The organism is Anseongella ginsenosidimutans (assembly GCF_008033235.1).
GTDB lineage: Bacteria > Bacteroidota > Bacteroidia > Sphingobacteriales > Sphingobacteriaceae > Anseongella > Anseongella ginsenosidimutans.
Genome location: NZ_CP042432.1, coordinates 4,214,660 through 4,231,614, shown reverse-complemented (window position 1 = coordinate 4,231,614; position 16,955 = coordinate 4,214,660). Strand labels below are relative to the sequence as shown.

Here is a 16,955-nt window from a genome sequence, read left to right as displayed (position 1 = left end):
TACAAAACTATGAAAAAAGCCGTGATATGGCCGAATGCTTTCCTTACCTTTGCAGGGAATGGAGCAGGGTAAAAAAGTATATAATAATTACGGAAGCTATCTCCGGCAAAAGTACGGCGGGAAGAAGGTATATAAGGTTATTGTGGATGCCGGCTTTACCTGCCCCAACCGCGACGGGAAAAAAGGCTTCGGAGGCTGCACATATTGCAACGTGGATTCCTTTACTCCCGACGCCGCCCGTCACCTTCCTTCTCTTGCCGAGCAGGTGGAAAAGGGAATGGAACGAGCCCGGCACAGCTACAAGGCCGAAAAGTTCATCATTTATTTTCAGCCCAATACCAATACCTACGCCCCGGCTAAGGAGTTGAAAGTGTTGTACGACGAAGCCTTGTCGGTAAATTCCGCAGATGTGGTGGGCTTATCGGTAGGCACCCGCCCGGACTGCCTTGACGCGGAGAAGATTGCCCTGCTGGAATCTTATGCCGAAAGAGTAGACGTGGACCTGGAAATGGGAATGGAATCCATTTATGACGAAACCCTCGGCCGCATTAACCGCGGATGCACCCATGCCGACCTGGAGAATGCGCTCCGCTTACTGGAACACAGCCCCCTTGACGTGTGCGTCCACACCATTTTCGGGTTCCCCTGGGAGAGCCGGGAAATGATGCTTCGCTACGCGAAAGTAATCAATAATTTCCCCGGGATCCGTTTCATAAAACTGCACCACCTGCATATCGTAGAAGGTTCTATCATGGGCGTACATTATAAGCGAAACCCCTTTAAGCTGTTTTCCCTCGAAGAATACACCGATTTTATCTGTGAATTTATTCCCCTTCTCCGCGAAGATGTGGTCATTCAGCGTCTCTTCGGCCTTGCCGACAAAAACCTGCTGATCGCCCCTCAATGGAAGCTGAAACGCTCAGAGATCCAGGCTTTCATCGATAATTCGCTGGAGTCCGCCGGCGTCCGCCAGGGAAGCGCCTTCCTTCCGGCCTGTTGAAGCCGCCTCCCCTGGTTGCTTCATACCGTATTCGTGTTTCTTCAAATTGTTTCCTATTTTACAGGAAGATCACAGATATTCAAAAATGAAAAGACTTGGTTACTTTTTCGGAATGATACTTCTGGCTGCCTGCGCCGGGCCGGGGCAAAATGATAAAACGGCCGGAAGCGGTGGCGCTGCGCAGAGCGAAACCTTAGCCGGGGCAAACGAAAGTATTGATGCTGAAACAAACAGGCCGGCAGCAACAAATGCTGTCTATCAACTCATCCTGGATACCGATACGGTCCCCGGCAGGCTTGACCCGGACGTGATCAGCGGATTGAACGAGCCGCTCAGGGCGCTGGCTGCTTTTTACGCTGCAATGGGAGGAACAAATTGTCACGGAGAAACCTGTGAGTTAACCACCGCGCTGGGGCTTGGCAAACAAGGTTCGGACGCGCATAAAGAACTCATAAAAAATTATTTCCCCGGTGATCCCGTAGCAGCTACGGTACTTAAACAGGACTGCTACCTGCGTCCAAGCGGCGCCTCCTCTTTTTCAGATTTTGAATACCTGACCATCACCAGCCGGGGCGATACAACCCAGGTGGATTACAGCCTTATGGCCTATAACCGGGGCGACGTAAAGTTCATCAAGGGCCCTGATACCTATCTTTTCAAAGACAGTATATACACAAAGCTAGAGCGCCATCTCCGGACACACGTGAAGAACGAAGAGGCGCTTTAAGGGAATGCCAAACTTCAGTACTTCCTGAAAATATAGATCAGTGAACTGGATTTGTTAATATTTACCAGGCTTTGCAGGTAGGAGAGGCCTCCGTTAACGGCGCCGAGGAACAGGGCAAAGCTGCGTTTTTTGTTTTTTTCGCTCAGGATGGATACATAAAAGGAGTCGAAGGGCATCCGTTGTTTTCCTACCAGGCGGAAGCCCTGCGCTTCGGTAAGTTTCCTGATGGAATCAGGGCTGAAATGCCATAAATGGCGGGGAACGTCATAGGCGGCCCAGTATTCCTTGTACACCTTGGCATCAAAGCTCTGGTGGTTAGGGACTGCGGCTATAAAATACCCCCCGTCTTTCAGGAGGGCGTGGATCCGGGCCAAATAAGACGCCGGGTCTTCCACGTGTTCCAGGACATGCCACATGGTGACTACGTCTGCGCCGGCATTTTCCAGCTGAAAAAGCCCTTCAACATCGCTTACGGGCTGTTTGATTAATTTCTCGGCCAGCTTCCTTGCATCGGGGTCAGGCTCTACGCCGTGGACTTCCCATCCGGCCTTTTGCATGTGGCTGATAAAATAGCCGGTGCCGCAGCCGATGTCCAGCAATTTTCCCTTTCGCTCCCTGGTATATTGTTCAACGAGTTTTTGCTTGCGTGAGAGCATGATTGTCCGCACCCGGTGGTAAAGTTGGTTCACCATCCCTTTCCGGGTATCAGTATGAGAAACGTAATTTTCAGATTTATAGAAGGTTCCCATGACGTCTCCGGAGGGAATATGCTGGGTGAAGCCCAGGCCGCAATCAAGGCATTTGTCAACAGGAAAGACCATTCCGGAAACCAGGTGATCCCTGCACTTCAGGTCGTGCCGGATCCTGCTGCTTCCGCAAACGGGGCATTTTTTATGAACGGTATGCTGCATTAATTTTTTTTGTATTTTCCCGTAAAGGTAAGCGGAAATTTTTTTAGATTTGCTAGACAAACCTATATCTGCCATGATAGCTACTACCAGAGAAATCCAATTGTTCCAGGCATTGAAAAACAAGCTTGGAGAAAATGAAGCAGAAACGATGGTCGGTTATTTAAAGGATGAAATGAAACAGCAGCTTGACTTCAGGAAGGAGATTTATGCGACCAAGGAAGACCTGGAAAAGCTCCGGTCCGGCATTCTGACATCGGTCTACGGCGTAGGGCTGGTGCAGTTAATCGCTATAATAAGTTCGGTTCTGGGAATCGTGTTTTTTATCAATTAATTAACGATCTTATTGGCGCAGCAGCTGCTGGCGAAAGCTTCCGGTTTTGCCTTGAAGACAAAGCCCATGCTCAGAATATACCCCATTGCTTCATGCAGGGCGGCGTTGGATTTAAACTGGGGGTTCGTATTGATATCTGCATGTACTTCCATGTCCACATCGTATAGATCAAGCAGATCGCAGAGCGAATAGGCAACTTCAATAGATTTCTGTACCTCGTTCAGCATACGCTCCCGGATACTCATTTTCTTCCTGGTGCGTTCCTGGTGAATGTACATAAAGCCGCCCCGGCGTTCCCGAAGGAAAACAATAACGGTAGCAAATTCGGTGATGCCGTTTTTTACCTGTGAATCGGTACCTATGCAGACTTTCAATCGAAACCCTGCCTGTATTTCCCGTTCAAGGGCGGTTTCCACTTCGTCAGTGATGGCAAAATGGACCTGTTCTCCGTTAAATTTTCTCCAGGCCATAGATACTAAGGTAATGTATTCTTCGCTTAATCCGGAAGGTTTGTATTAAAAAATCATGAAGAAACGGTGAAGCCCGGCTCTCTGTCGCGGCTTTACAAAATTAATTTGCATTTTTGATTCAGCGATACACTAAACCATTGTCGAGCCATGACAGAAGACATTAAAAGAAGAGACTTTTTAAAGAATATTTCAACCGCCGGACTCCTTGGCCTGATGCCTGCTGCTGCCTTTGCGGTTCCGGCAGCGGAGGCCCTCCCTGGGGCGGACGCACCGGAAGGTTTGCCGGAAGGCCCCAACACCTTTTTAACAGCTCCCTATCTGCAGCATCTGTCCGTTGATTCCGTCAATATCATGTGGATCAATTCCCGCCGCAGCTTTAACTGGGTAGAGCTATATGAAGAGGGAAAACCACCCAGGAAATTCTTTTCCGAGAAAAACGGGCTTATACAGGCAAATAACCGGATAAATAATATTCCGCTGGAAGGCTTGAAGCCCGGCACTCCTTATCAGTATAAAGTAGTGTCTACTGAGATAACGGTGTTCAAACCATACAGCATTACCTTCGGGGAAACCATCGAACAGGGGCCGTTTGAGTTTAAAACGCTTTCGGGTGAAGAGAAGGAGGTACGTTTTGCCGTGTTCAATGACCTGCATGAGCGTCCGCAGAATATTTCGGAACTTTTGGGGAAGCTGGCGCCGGAAAAGGACTATGACTTTGTGGTATACAACGGGGATTCCTTTAACTGGGTGGATGACGAACCCATGATCATCAAAAACCTGCTGGAGCCCAGCGCCAGCCTGTTTGCCAGCAGTACACCTTTTATTATGGTACAGGGTAATCATGAGCCAAGAGGAAAGTACGCCCGGCAAATGTTCGACTACTTCAATTATCCGGGCGGGAACTGTTACTTTGCTTTTTCACAGGGCCCGGTGCGGTTTGTAGTACTGGATTCAGGCGAAGACAAGGAGGACAGTTCCGAAGAATATTCAGGCCTGGTATCTTATGACCGTTACCGGGAGAAACAAGCGCGCTGGCTGGAAAAAGAAATAGAAAGCCGGGAATTTAAAAAGGCCGCCTTCCGGGTGGCGCTTATCCATATCTCTCCCTGGCATTCGGGCGACTGGCATGGTACGCTTCATTGCCGGAAAGTTTTTGGCCCCCTGATGAACAAAGGAAAGTTTGACCTGCAGCTTTCCGGGCATACCCATCGTTACAAGACACACGATGCCAACGAGGACCATCATTTTCCGATCATGATCGGGGGAGGTCCCGGGTTCGAAGGCCGCGGTGTCCGTACGCTGATAAAAGGGCGGGCGGGCAACGAGGAACTGCATGTGCAAATGCTCCTTGATGACGGGAGCATTGCCGGCGAATATCGCTTAACGCAGCGCTAGTACTTGCACCCTAGCTTGTCAGCTTCTTGTATTTGATCCTGTGGGGCGTATCATCGCCCAGGCGCTTTTTGCGGTTTTCTTCGTATTCCGTGTAATTGCCGTCAAAGAAATACACTTGTGAGTTGCCCTCAAAAGCGAGGATATGCGTACAAATGCGATCCAGGAACCAGCGGTCGTGGGAAATGATCACGGCGCAGCCTGCAAAATTCTCCAGCCCTTCTTCCAGCGCGCGCAGTGTATTTACGTCAATATCGTTGGTCGGTTCGTCCAGGAGGAGTACGTTAGCATCCTTTTTCAGGGTAATGGCCAGGTGTACCCGGTTACGTTCACCGCCTGAGAGTACGTTCACTTTTTTCTGCTGGTCGGCCCCATTGAAATTGAAGCGCGAAACATAGGCCCTGGAATTCACCGGGCGGCTGCCGAGCATCAGGGTTTCATGACCTCCCGTAATATTTTCCCAAACGGTTTTCTCCGGGTCCAGGTCATCATGGGTTTGGTCCACATAAGCAAGGGCTACTGTCTGGCCGATGCTGAGGGAACCTGTATCCGGTTTTTCCTGGCCGGTGATCAGTTTAAACAATGTAGTCTTTCCTGCACCGTTGGGGCCGATGATGCCCACGATTCCCGCCGGGGGCAGCATAAAATTCAGGTTTTCGAATAATAATTTATCGCCGTAAGCCTTGGATACGTTTTCAGCGACAATCACCTTATCTCCAAGGCGTGGCCCGGAAGGAATAAATAATTCCAGTTTTTCTTCTTTTTCCCGGGCTTCCTGGCCGGCTAGCTTTTCGTAATTGGCAAGACGCGCCCTGGACTTTGCATGCCTTGCTTTAGGCGCCATCCGCACCCATTCCAGCTCCCGTTCCAGCGTTTTCTGCCGCTTGGTTTCCTGCTTTTCTTCCTGGGCCAGGCGTTTGGCTTTCTGATCCAGCCAGGACGAATAGTTGCCCTTCCAGGGAATACCTTCCCCGCGGTCAAGTTCAAGGATCCAGCCGGCTACATTATCAAGGAAATAGCGGTCATGGGTAACGGCAATCACCGTCCCGTTATATTGCTGAAGGTGTTGCTCCAGCCAATCAATGGATTCTGCGTCCAGGTGGTTGGTGGGTTCGTCCAGCAGGAGGACGTCCGGTTCCTGGATCAAAAGGCGGCACAGAGCTACCCGCCGGCGTTCCCCGCCGGAAAGTACCGATATCAGCGTATCGGGTTCCGGGCATCGCAGGGCGTCCATTGCTCTTTCCAGCTTGCTGTCAATTTCCCAGCCGCCGGCGGCCTCCAGCTTATCCTGGAGTTCTCCCTGCCGGTTCATCAGCTTTTCCATTGCATCCGGGTTTTCGTAAACTTCCGGCAGCCCGAACTTTTCATTGATCTCTTCGTACTCTTTCAATACGGACATAATCTCATGGGCGCCTTCCTCCACTACCTGGCGAACGGTTTTGCCCGGATCCAGCTCCGGCTCCTGGGAAAGGTAGCCTATACTGTACCCCGGGGAAAAGACCACTTCTCCCTGGTAGGCGGTATCCAGGCCCGCGATGATCTTCAGCAGCGAAGATTTCCCGGATCCGTTCAGCCCGATCACACCTATTTTAGCCCCGTAGAAAAACGAGAGATAAATATTTTTAAGTACCTGTTTGTTCGGGGGATAGGTCTTGCTGACTCCCGCCATTGAGAAGATGATTTTTTCGTCTGCCATGTTATTGAAATTGAACCTGCAAACCTACGCCATTCGTTTAACAAACGCAATGACCGGCCCAACAAACTAATTTATGATTTGCTTCGTATATAGGAAGAAAGCGGGCCTTTGTACGGCATGTAAATTGTGCTGAATTTTCTTACTTTAGTAGCTTATACCTCAGATGTATGAAGAGAATATTTACAAGCAGCAGCCGGTGGATGGCCGCCTTATGCTGTGCAGCCCTTATCGCTTCCTGCCAGAAAGATGACGTTCCCGGCCAGGTAAAGGAGAACCGCCGGGTAAATGACTGGATACTTGTGAACATGGAACGGGAATATTACTGGAACGACGACATCCCGGCTAATCCGAATATGGACCAGGATCCCTTGGAATTTTTCGAATCGATCCTCAGCAGCGAAGACCGGTTTTCCTGGATCCAGGAAAGCGGTGACGAGCTTTCTGACAATCTGTCCGGAAAATTTGAATCTTTTGGTTATGAAGTAAAGCTGTATTACCGTACCAATGATCCGAACGATAACCGCATTGCGGCTGTGGTGGTTTATGCGTACGACGGGTCGGACGCCGCCTCAAAAGGACTTGAACGGGGAATGTGGATAGGAGAAGTAAACGGAGAGGAACTGACCGACGGCAATTATACCGAACTCCTCTTTGATACCGGACAGCCCCAGGAACTGGCGGTAGGCCAGCTGGATGCAGAAGGTAATTTCACCACTGAGGAAACGGTTACCGTGCAGGCGACGGAGATACAGGAAAACCCGATACATTATCATAATATAATCGAACACGGCGGAAGAAAGGTCGGCTATTTGGTCTATAACAGCTTTATTCCAGGTCCTGCGGATGATACCGATGAGATCTATGACCAGGCCCTGAAGGATATTTTCAGCAACTTCAAAGCCGGCGGAGTGAATGAACTCATACTTGATCTTCGCTATAACCTTGGCGGGGCCGTATCATCCGCCACCAAGCTGGCCGGCTACATCATGCAAGGCTACCAGGAAGATAAGATATTCGCGATATACGAGGATAACGAGGAGGAACTAATGGCGCTTCCCGTGAGCATCTTCTATGAAGAAGGAGAAACTCCGCCCAATCTGGGTACCCTTAATCGTTTATATGTTTTGGTCTCCACGAACACGGCTTCTGCCAGCGAATTGATCATTAATGGGTTGAAGCCCTATATGGAAGTGACGCTGATTGGCGATGATGTGACAGTGGGTAAAAATGTGGCTTCTACCACCATTACTGACCAGCGGAGGAATATTCCCGAAAACGAGCGGATCAAGTACGGGCTTCAGCCGATTATCTATAAGATATATAATTCACAGATGGAATCGGATTTTGAAGAGGGGTTTGAACCGGATATCAATGTGGAGGAAAACTTTGCGCCGTTCGGAGATATGAATGAAAGTTTTCTGAGCGCCGCCCTCAGCGAAATTTCGGGGGGAGTGGTGACAGCAGAATCTTTAAGGAAGCTGGCAACGCAACACGGGCAGGAGATCGGCAGCTCGCTGGACCGTAAACCGGGGGCAGGGGAAATGTTCGTGAAACCCTGGGAATTGCCTTCGCAAAAATAACCGTTCGGAGCATCAATATACTGCTGTATACAACAGTATTTTTACACTTGGGCTTCCATCCGCGAATTCTGCTTTTCCTGTTTTTATATTTGTTAGCAGGGAGATAGCTGAATGGCATTTTGTCAGGAGAAATGAGGAGAATTTCCCATGGCCTGATTGTTGAAAGAATAGCTTTGTTGTGTTGTATTATTTAAACATTTTAATACCTTAGGCGTTGATAAAGGTAAGTGTTATTTAGGGGTTTCAATGGAAGCAAAATTTTCACCACGAGTAAAAGACGTGATTTCCTATAGCAGGGAAGAAGCTTTGCGATTAGGTCACGATTATATAGGAACGGAACATCTCCTGTTGGGTTTGATCCGGGAAGGGGACGGGATTGCCATAAAGCTGATCAAAAGCCTGGGGATCGATATTGTGCGGTTACGCAAGACAATTGAAGATGCCGTGAAAGGCACCAGCGGCGCCACGGTAAACCTGGGAAATATTCCGCTGACCAAACAGGCGGAAAAAGTTTTGAAGATCACCTACCTGGAAGCGAAGATATTCAAGAGCGAGATCATTGGAACGGAGCATCTGCTGCTTTCCATCCTCCGCGACGAAGACAATATAGCCTCCCAACTGCTAAACCAGTTCGGCATTAATTACGAGGTTTTTAAAGCGGAAGTAGAAGGCAATAAGCGGGGCATCCGCAGCGAAGCGCCTCAGAGCCCTTCGGATGAAGAGAGCTTCCGCGAAGAAGAGTCTTACGGTTCCGGAAAGAAGGTAGGGGATACCAAGTCGAAAACGCCGGTTTTGGATAATTTCGGGAGGGACCTGACCAAGGCGGCTGAAGAAAATAAACTGGACCCCATTGTGGGCCGGGAAAAAGAAATAGAACGGGTTTCGCAGATACTCGCGCGCCGGAAAAAGAACAATCCCATCCTCATCGGGGAACCGGGGGTTGGTAAATCGGCCATCGCTGAAGGCCTGGCCCTGCGTATTGTGCAGCGGAAGGTTTCCAGGGTGCTGTTCAACAAACGGGTGGTTACCCTTGACCTGGCATCGCTGGTGGCAGGTACCAAGTACCGCGGGCAGTTCGAGGAACGCATGAAAGCGGTGATGAACGAACTGGAGAAATCGCCGGACGTGATCCTGTTTATTGACGAGATCCATACCATTGTTGGAGCAGGCGGAGCTTCGGGCTCGCTGGACGCTTCCAATATGTTCAAGCCGGCGCTGGCACGCGGCGAGATCCAATGCATTGGCGCTACTACGCTGGACGAATACCGGCAGTACATCGAAAAAGACGGCGCACTTGACAGGCGTTTCCAGAAAGTAATGGTAGAACCGGCTACTCCGCAGGAAACGGTGGAGATATTGAACCGGGTAAAAGACCGTTACGAAGAGCATCATGGCGTAACTTATACTCCTGAAGCAATCGAAGCCTGCGTAAGCCTTACGTCACGCTATATTACTGACCGTTTTTTGCCGGACAAGGCTATCGATGCGCTGGATGAATCCGGCTCGAGGGTACACCTGAACAATATTCACGTGCCGGATAATATCCTGGAGATCGAGCAAAAGATCGAGGATATCAAGGTAGAGAAGAACCGGGTAGTCAAAAGCCAGAAGTACGAAGAGGCAGCCAAGCTTCGCGATACCGAAAAGCAGTTGCTGGAAGAACTGGACAGGGCCAAAGCGGAGTGGGAAGCGGAAACAAAGACCAAGCGTTATGTGGTCAACGAAGAGAACGTGGCGGAAGTAGTGGCCATGATGACGGGAATTCCCATGCAGCGCGTGAACCAGGCGGACAGTAATAAGCTCCTTAACATGGATAGCGAGTTGCGCGACCGGATCATCGGCCAGGACGAAGCCATCAAGAAGCTGACCAAGGCCATACAAAGGACCAGGGCAGGGCTGAAAGATCCTAAAAAACCTATTGGTTCCTTTATTTTCCTCGGCGCTACGGGAGTTGGAAAAACAGAGCTTGCAAAGGCGCTGGCCCGCTTTATGTTTGATACTGATGATTCCCTGATCCAGCTGGATATGAGCGAATACATGGAAAAATTCTCTGTATCGCGCCTGGTTGGAGCGCCTCCGGGATATGTAGGATATGAAGAAGGCGGTCAGCTGACGGAGAAAGTCCGCCGGAAGCCCTACAGCGTGGTACTGCTGGATGAAATTGAAAAAGCTCATCCTGACGTATTCAATATCCTGCTGCAAGTGCTGGACGAAGGCGTCCTTACCGACAGCCTGGGCCGGAAGGTGGATTTCAGGAACACCATTATTATAATGACTTCCAATATCGGCTCCCGGCAGCTGAAGGATTTCGGACAAGGGGTCGGTTTTACTACCGCCGCCAAAACCGCCGGCGCCGAAAGCCATGCACGCGGAGTAATTGAAACAGCGCTGAAACGCGCTTTCTCTCCGGAGTTCCTGAACCGTATTGATGATGTGATCATCTTCAACAGCCTTGGCAAAGAAGACATCTTTAAGATCATCGATATTGAGCTGAAAGGCCTCTTTACCCGGATCACTGACCTGGGCTACGAGATCAAACTTACCGATGAGGCTAAAGAGTTTATTGCTGAAAAAGGCTTCGACGTAAGCTTTGGGGCACGGCCGCTGAAACGGGCCATCCAGAAATATCTGGAAGACCCGATCGCCGAAGAGATACTGAAAGGTGAGTTAAGCGAAGGCGATCCCATTGAAGTAGGCTACGACAAGGAAAAGAATGAGATCACGGTAAAGGGCGGAGGCACTCCTCCGGAAAGCAAGTCGAAGAAAAAGAAGAAAGAAGAAGAAGGTTCAAAATAGCTGTTAGCGAGTCAGGCAACAAGGCTTTAGCTAATTGCAAATAAGGGGTAGCAAGTACCGGGTTTTGCCTGGGTTCTTGCTACCCCTTATCTTTTGTTAAGAACCGCGTTTATTCGCCGTTACTTAAAGAGCGTATGATTTCTTCATTCATTCCGGTGAAAGAGAACCCTCCGTCATGGAAAAGATTCTGCATGGTCACCATGCGGGTATAATCTGAGAAAAGTGTCACGCAGTAATCGGCACACTCGTCTGAACTGGCATTTCCAAGCGGCGACATCTTATCCGCATAATTGTAAAAGCCGTCGAAGCCCTTGATCCCGGAGCCCGCGGTAGTAATAGTGGGTGACTGCGAAATCGTGTTCACCCTTACTTTTTTCTGTTTGCCTAAGTGGTAGCCGAAGCTCCTGGCAATGGATTCAAGCAAGGACTTGGCGTCCGCCATTTCGTTGTAATCCGGGAATACACGCTGGGCCGCGATATAACTCAGGGCAACTACTGAACCCCATTCGTTGAGGGCATCTTTTTGCAGGGCGGCCTGCAATACCCTGTGCAGCGAAATGGCTGAGATATCCAGGGTCTTGTGCATAAAGTCATAATTGGCTTCGGTATAATGTTTGCCCTTTCGCACATTCAGGCTCATGCCAATAGAATGAAGAATGAAATCAAATTTTCCGCCGAAATGTTCCAGGCTTTTATCGAACAGATTTTGAATGTCCTCCGGGCTGGTAACGTCCGCAGGGATCACGGGGGCATTGCATTCTTCCGCCAGTTGATTAATGGCGCCCATACGCAGGGCAATGGGTGCATTGGTGAGTACAATTTCCGCGCCTTCCGCAACGCATTTCTGAGCCGTTTTCCAGGCAATTGACTTTTCGTCAAGCGCGCCGAAAATAATTCCTTTTTTTCCTTCTAAGAGATGATGAGCCATTATTTTGTTTTAAGTTCTAAGTTGCTTCGCAACGGTTTAAAGTTTCAAGTTCAAAGTTGCTGCGCAACGGTTTAAAGTTTAAAGTTTCAAGTTCAAAGTTGCTGCGCGACGGTTTAAAGTTTAAAGTTTCAAGTTCAAAGTTGCTGCGCAACGGTTTAAAGTTTAAAGTTTCAAGTTCAAAGTTGCTGCGCAACGGTTTAAAGTTTAAAGTTTCAAGTTCAAAGTTGCTGCGCGACGGTTTAAAGTTTAAAGTTTCAAGTTCAAAGTTGCTGCGCAACGGTTTTAAGTTCAAAGTTGCTGCGCAACGGTTTTAAGTTCAAGGTTCAAAGTTCCAAAAAAAAATCCGGTTTCCGCTTTTAAAGTTTCAGCTAGTGTTGTGTTAAGCGTGAACTGTCGCATAAGTTGCAGGTATTTTTGTTCCGGGCAATGCGAAAAAAATCTGCGTAGCGGTGACTACGGAAATTTTTTTTAAAGCCGCCCGGGCCAAAAATACCAAGGCTTGGTGCTGCAAGTTCACGCTTAACACAGCACTAATGGCTTCGGTCCGGTGAGATCGCCAGGACGTCCGATGCGTTGCCCGGTGGAGTTTGCCAGCCAGGCCGTAACTCTGGCCTCGCATTCCCGGAGCGTAGGTTCCCGGAGTGTGGCCTTGCAGGATTTTGGCAGCCGCAAAGAGCGAACTTTGATTTTCGAGGGTGGATGCGCAGCATCCGGGATCCCGAAATCAGCCTGAGCGATTGCGGCTGCCAAAATCCCGCAATCTGCGGCGGGCAAACAAACTCTCAATTCCGCCCAACCTTTACTTATTTCAGCAATTCCTGGGCATTTTTCAGGGCCGAAGGAGAGGGATTGTCGCCGCTTAACATTTTGGCGATTTCCCGGATCCGTTCCTGCTCTTCCAGCTTTCTTATATTGGCAAAGGTAGCATCCGCTTTGCTTTCTTTATAGACAAAGTAATGCGTATTGCCTTTTCCGGCGATCTGCGGCAGGTGCGTGATCGTGATTACCTGCAGGTGGCGTGAAAAGTCCTGCATCAGTTTCCCAACCTTTAATGCAACTTCCCCCGAGATACCGGTATCTATTTCATCGAATATGATCGTTGGCAGCGCCGTGTGTCTGGCAGCCAGGCCCTTAATACAGAACATCAGCCTGGATAGCTCTCCGCCGGATGCCACTTTGCTTATTTCGGCCATGCCGTGCCCCTTATTTGCTGAGAACAGGAAATGAACCTGGTCAATCCCCGTTGCCCGGAGCGCTTCTTCCGGCAGCCTTTCCTGGGTTAATTTAAAGCGGGCATCCGGCATCCCTGTTTCCCTGAGGAGGGTGTTTACCTGTTCCTCTATCCCGGGGATCACGGCCTCCCGCTTAGCGGAAAGCTGCCGGGCCAGCGCCGTTAGCGCATCTCTTTCCCCGGCGAGCTGCCGGCGAAGGGATTCCAGTTCTTCGTCAAGGTGCGAGATGTTATTTAATCTTTCGTTGAAGCCTTCCCGCCGGGCAATAAGCTCCTCCACCGAGCCGCATTGATGCTTTTGTTCCAGGCGATAGATCCTGTCAATCCGCTCTTCCACTTCCTGTCGCCGGCCTTCGTCCAGGAGGGTTTGTTCGTTTATGAGATCAAGTTCCTGCGAAACATCCCTAAGTTCAATCAGGGCGCTGTTGATGCGCTGGTTAAGCTGGGTAATTTCGTGGCTGTATTGTTCCAGGGAAGAAAGCTGCCTGGCGGCTTCCTTCAGCTGGGAGGTCACGGCGGTTTCGCCTTCTTCTAAAAGATAAGCAATGCCCGAAAGGCTTCTTTTAATTTCTTCCGCATGCGTTAGCCGGAGCATTTCCTGTTCGAGCAGTTCCTGTTCTCCCGGCTGTAAGGCGGCGTTTTCCAGTTCGTCAAACTGGAATTGCAGGTAGTCGGTTTCCGCCCGGGCAGTCCTGGCCCGCTCTTCCAGGTCCTCTAAGCGGGCTTCCAGTTTCCGGTAAGCACGGAACTTTTCACCGTATTCCTGCAGCATTTTCTCGTGCCCGGCAAAACTGTCCACTACCATGAGCTGGAATGCCGGAGTGTTAAGTTGCCTTGTTTGATGCTGGGAGTGTATATCAACCAGTTTTTCGCCAAGCTCCTTTAATTGGTTAAGCGTTACAGGCGTATCATTTATAAACGCCCTTGATTTGCCTTCGGCCGTGATCTCTCTCCTCAGGGTGCTTTCCGCGTCGTAATCAAGGTCATTTGCGCTGAAAAAGTCCTGCAGGCCGTAGGCCGCTATCTGAAAACTGCCTTCGATCACACATTTTCCAGCGGCGGTATGAAGCGATTTCTTATCTGCCCGATCTCCCAGGATAAGCCCCAGGGCGCCGATAATTATGGATTTCCCGGCGCCTGTTTCCCCCGTAATAATATTCAGGCCCGGGGAAAAGCTGATCCCGAGTTCATCAATAATAGTATAGTTCTTAATGGCTAAGCGGGTTAGCATAGGTAAATTTGTTACTGGCCGCTAAAGACTGAACCGGCTTCTTCTGTATTTGCCGACCTGTATTTTTCCGCGTTGGAGGGGTCAATTTCCACCAGCAGGTTAATGGCTTTGGAGCGTTCACCGGGAGCGGCTTGTTTCAGTATATTGGCTATTTCATCTGATTTTGCCGTAAAAAATAACTGGAGCAGCATGGAAGACGGCCGGTTTTGATTTGCCTGCCGCAGCAGTTCCAGGTTTTCCAGGAGCGTACTTCTGCCTTGAGGCATATTCTCAAAGAAAGTGTCCAGCCCCTGGTGATGGTAAATATACATTAATTCCCTGATAGGTTTCAATTCCGTATTGAGCAGGTTTTCGGCCAGCCAATAGCGGTTCCGGGTATTTTCAAAGGAGCGCCAGCCGGTAGAGCCGTTATTCTGGGCCTGGTTGACGATATTCTGGGCCCTTAGGAAAAAACGGCTGCCGCCCTGGTTGGAAAAGGTATCATAGTCTATCCCCGCAATGATGTTCGCATAGTAGGCCAGGAGCAGGGAAAGGTTTTCGTTCTGGCCCGTCAGCGCGTATTCAAGAGGTTTCTGTTCGGAATAATTGAATTCCCAGTTCTCATCATTTACCGTAAACACCAGGCTGTTATAGGAAGTACCGTAAACCGGCCGGTAGGACTGGATCTGGGCGCTTGCTTTAAACCGCGTGTTCCCGTCCCACTCCGAAACAGTAATGATGATGTTGGCTTCAATGCGTTCCTGAGGGGCAAATACATCGCTGGTCCATTTCCGGTTATTCATAAAGTCGGTAATGGCTTGCTGCAGTGACTGGAAAATGCTGTTGTCGCTGGTCTGGATCTGAGGATGCGACACCTGGACGCGGCAATAAAGATCCTGCGACAGTACAGGGCCCGCGAGCGCAAGGAAAAATAGGAGCAGGCAGCTTAAGGGTTTGCATTTCATGTTACAAAAGGGATTGGATGTGTTGAATAATGTCTTTAGCTACTTCTGATTTAAGTTTCAGCGGAAAACTTAAGGGCTCGCCTTCCGGGCGAAGCAGCGTGACCTTATTGGTTTCTGTTCCGAAACCGGCTCCCTTATCGCGGAGAGAATTCAGTATAATAAGGTCAAGGTTCTTTTTCCGCAGCTTTTCCCTTGCATTCTCCAGTTCATTGTTCGTCTCCAATGCGAAGCCAACCAGTATCTGCCCGTTTTTCTTTTGCTTACCAAGTTCAGCCAGAATGTCTTTGCTTTTCAAAAGTTTCAGCGAAAAGGAGCCTTCGTCCTTTTTGATCTTTTCATTGGAAACGGTTGCCGGCACATAATCTGAAACGGCTGCCGATAGAATAGCGATATCGCAGGAGGGAAAAATCCTCATGCAGGCCTCATGCATTTCGGCGGCGGTGCTGACATTGGTCCTGTTAATAGCGCTGTTTTTTGTTTCCAGGAGTACAGGCCCGCTGACTAATTCCACTTCAGCTCCCTGGCCGGCCAGTTCCTCAGCCAGCGCAAAGCCCATCTTTCCGGTGGAACGATTGCCGATAAAACGTACGGGATCAAGGGCCTCATAAGTTGGGCCTGCGGTAAGCAGCACCTTTTTCCCCTTTAGTTTGCCGTAAGGATTGTTTTGTGCCGTTGAGTCTTCACCGATTGCCGGAATGCCTGTGCCAATTGCCGGTATCCCGGTTATATCTGCAGGAATGCCTTCTGAGCCTGGCTGTCCGGCGTTTTCGCTCTCAGTAGCCGCCGTACTGCTTTCCGCGGGTGCAGCCAGCTCCTTTGCTATAAAGGAAACGATATGTTCCGGCTCTGCCAGCCGCCCTTCGCCGGTAAGCCCGCTGGCAAGTTCGCCGTAAGCAGGCGGAATGATCCTGTTCCCGTATTGCTCCAGCAATGCAATATTATTCGTAGTGGAAGGATGCTTCCACATATCCAGGTCCATGGCCGGAGCGATGCAGACAGGGCATTTCGCTGAAAGATAAACGGCGGTAAGGAGGTTGTCGCAGGCGCCGCCGGCAAGTTTTGAGATGGTATTTGCGCTGGCCGGTGCGATAAGCAGCAAGTCAGCCCAGGCTCCCAGCGCCACATGGTTATTCCAGGCGCCGGATGAAGGATCCGAGAAACGGCTGAGAACGGCTTCCCCTGAAAGAGTAGCCAGGGTGAGTGGTGTGATGAATTCCGCAGCGGCAGGAGTCATAATTACCCGGACGTTCGCACCTTCTTTTACAAGGTGCCGGACAAGTACGGCGGCCTTATACGCCGCTATACTGCCGCAAACGCCCAGTAATATATTTTTTTGCCGGAGCATTCATGTTTGCCGTGTTAACACAGCTTTAAAGTTCTTTTTCAGTCTCTTTAAGCGGGTTCCGGAAATAAACTTTCCCTTCAAGGAATTCTTCCGTTGCAATCAGGGTAGGTTTCGGAAGCCGCTCATAATGCCTGGATATTTCTATCTGTTCCCGGTTCTCGAATACTTCTTCCAGGTTATCCGTCGAAGAGGCGAATTCAGACAGCTTCCCGCTTAATTCTTCCTTTATGGCTGAACTGATCTGGTTTGCTCTTTTGCTGATAATGACAACCGATTCGTAAATGTTGTCTGTTTTCGCATCCATCTTGCGAACATCCCTGGTAATAGTAGTGGTAGGGATGGTTGGTTTGATATTATTCATGCGCTTGTTATT

General features: G+C 49.8%; 15 protein-coding genes. 6 read left to right on the top strand and 9 right to left on the bottom strand.

From position 1 onward, the window contains the following. Positions 1-34 precede the first annotated feature (34 nt). Positions 35-1,000, top strand: a complete 966-nt coding sequence (gene mnmL, locus FRZ59_RS17955) for a tRNA modification radical SAM protein MnmL/YtqA (RefSeq protein WP_225975111.1) — start codon at positions 35-37, stop codon at positions 998-1,000. Between the two features lie 85 nt (positions 1,001-1,085). Beyond that, positions 1,086-1,727, top strand: coding sequence for a hypothetical protein (locus tag FRZ59_RS17950; RefSeq protein ID WP_132130422.1), 642 nt, complete (start codon positions 1,086-1,088; stop codon positions 1,725-1,727). Positions 1,728-1,741: 14 nt separating this feature from the next. Here the strand turns inward: FRZ59_RS17950 and FRZ59_RS17945 are convergent, their stop codons facing one another. Then, entirely contained in the window at positions 1,742-2,638 is an 897-nt protein-coding gene (locus FRZ59_RS17945) for a class I SAM-dependent methyltransferase (RefSeq protein WP_132130423.1), read from the bottom strand. 73 nt (positions 2,639-2,711) lie between these two features. On the opposite strand from FRZ59_RS17945, the gene FRZ59_RS17940 reads away from it, so the two are divergent. Next, complete coding sequence (locus FRZ59_RS17940; RefSeq protein ID WP_132130424.1) at positions 2,712-2,969, top strand: hypothetical protein; 258 nt, start codon at positions 2,712-2,714, stop codon at positions 2,967-2,969. Here FRZ59_RS17940 and FRZ59_RS17935 read toward each other — a convergent pair. After that, complete coding sequence (locus tag FRZ59_RS17935) at positions 2,966-3,439, bottom strand: ribonuclease H-like YkuK family protein (RefSeq protein ID WP_132130425.1); 474 nt, start codon at positions 3,437-3,439, stop codon at positions 2,966-2,968. The two genes, FRZ59_RS17940 and FRZ59_RS17935, sit on opposite strands and share 4 nt — an antisense overlap. Positions 3,440-3,586: 147 nt before the next feature. Between FRZ59_RS17935 and FRZ59_RS17930 the strand changes: the two genes are divergently transcribed. Continuing rightward, positions 3,587-4,834 (top strand): metallophosphoesterase family protein, encoded by a 1,248-nt coding sequence (locus tag FRZ59_RS17930; protein WP_132130426.1) that lies wholly within the window; start codon positions 3,587-3,589, stop codon positions 4,832-4,834. A 10-nt stretch (positions 4,835-4,844) separates the two neighbouring features. Here FRZ59_RS17930 and ettA read toward each other — a convergent pair whose 3' ends face one another. Beyond that, positions 4,845-6,527 carry an energy-dependent translational throttle protein EttA gene (ettA, locus tag FRZ59_RS17925; protein ID WP_132130427.1) on the bottom strand — a complete coding sequence of 561 codons (1,683 nt, stop codon included), beginning with the start codon at positions 6,525-6,527 and terminating at the stop codon, positions 4,845-4,847. Positions 6,528-6,694: 167 nt separating this feature from the next. Between ettA and FRZ59_RS17920 the strand changes: the two genes are divergently transcribed. Both FRZ59_RS17920 and FRZ59_RS17915 read left to right on the top strand, forming a co-directional pair. Continuing rightward, entirely contained in the window at positions 6,695-8,107 is a 1,413-nt protein-coding gene (locus FRZ59_RS17920; RefSeq protein ID WP_132130428.1) for a S41 family peptidase, read from the top strand. 246 nt (positions 8,108-8,353) lie between these two features. Further along, the gene (locus FRZ59_RS17915; protein WP_132130429.1) at positions 8,354-10,903 is read left to right on the top strand and encodes an ATP-dependent Clp protease ATP-binding subunit; all 2,550 of its coding nucleotides are present in this window, start codon (positions 8,354-8,356) and stop codon (positions 10,901-10,903) included. Positions 10,904-11,012: 109 nt separating this feature from the next. On the opposite strand, the gene FRZ59_RS17910 is transcribed toward FRZ59_RS17915, so the two are convergent. From FRZ59_RS17910 to FRZ59_RS17885, 6 genes are all read right to left on the bottom strand, one after another. Continuing rightward, positions 11,013-11,831 (bottom strand): enoyl-ACP reductase FabI, encoded by an 819-nt coding sequence (locus tag FRZ59_RS17910; RefSeq protein ID WP_132130430.1) that lies wholly within the window; start codon positions 11,829-11,831, stop codon positions 11,013-11,015. Between the two features lie 16 nt (positions 11,832-11,847). After that, the gene (locus FRZ59_RS17905; RefSeq protein WP_147698396.1) at positions 11,848-12,123 is read right to left on the bottom strand and encodes a hypothetical protein; all 276 of its coding nucleotides are present in this window, start codon (positions 12,121-12,123) and stop codon (positions 11,848-11,850) included. A 511-nt stretch (positions 12,124-12,634) separates the two neighbouring features. After that, entirely contained in the window at positions 12,635-14,293 is a 1,659-nt protein-coding gene (recN, locus tag FRZ59_RS17900) for a DNA repair protein RecN (RefSeq protein WP_132130432.1), read from the bottom strand. A gap of 11 nt (positions 14,294-14,304) precedes the next feature. Then, a complete protein-coding gene (porD, locus tag FRZ59_RS17895) occupies positions 14,305-15,237 on the bottom strand; it encodes a type IX secretion system protein PorD (protein ID WP_132130433.1) in 933 nt (310 codons plus the stop codon). Between the two features lies 1 nt (position 15,238). Further along, the gene (coaBC, locus tag FRZ59_RS17890) at positions 15,239-16,582 is read right to left on the bottom strand and encodes a bifunctional phosphopantothenoylcysteine decarboxylase/phosphopantothenate--cysteine ligase CoaBC (protein ID WP_132130434.1); all 1,344 of its coding nucleotides are present in this window, start codon (positions 16,580-16,582) and stop codon (positions 15,239-15,241) included. A 25-nt stretch (positions 16,583-16,607) separates the two neighbouring features. Beyond that, positions 16,608-16,943 carry a DNA-directed RNA polymerase subunit omega gene (locus FRZ59_RS17885; protein WP_132130435.1) on the bottom strand — a complete coding sequence of 112 codons (336 nt, stop codon included), beginning with the start codon at positions 16,941-16,943 and terminating at the stop codon, positions 16,608-16,610. Positions 16,944-16,955 lie beyond the last annotated feature (12 nt).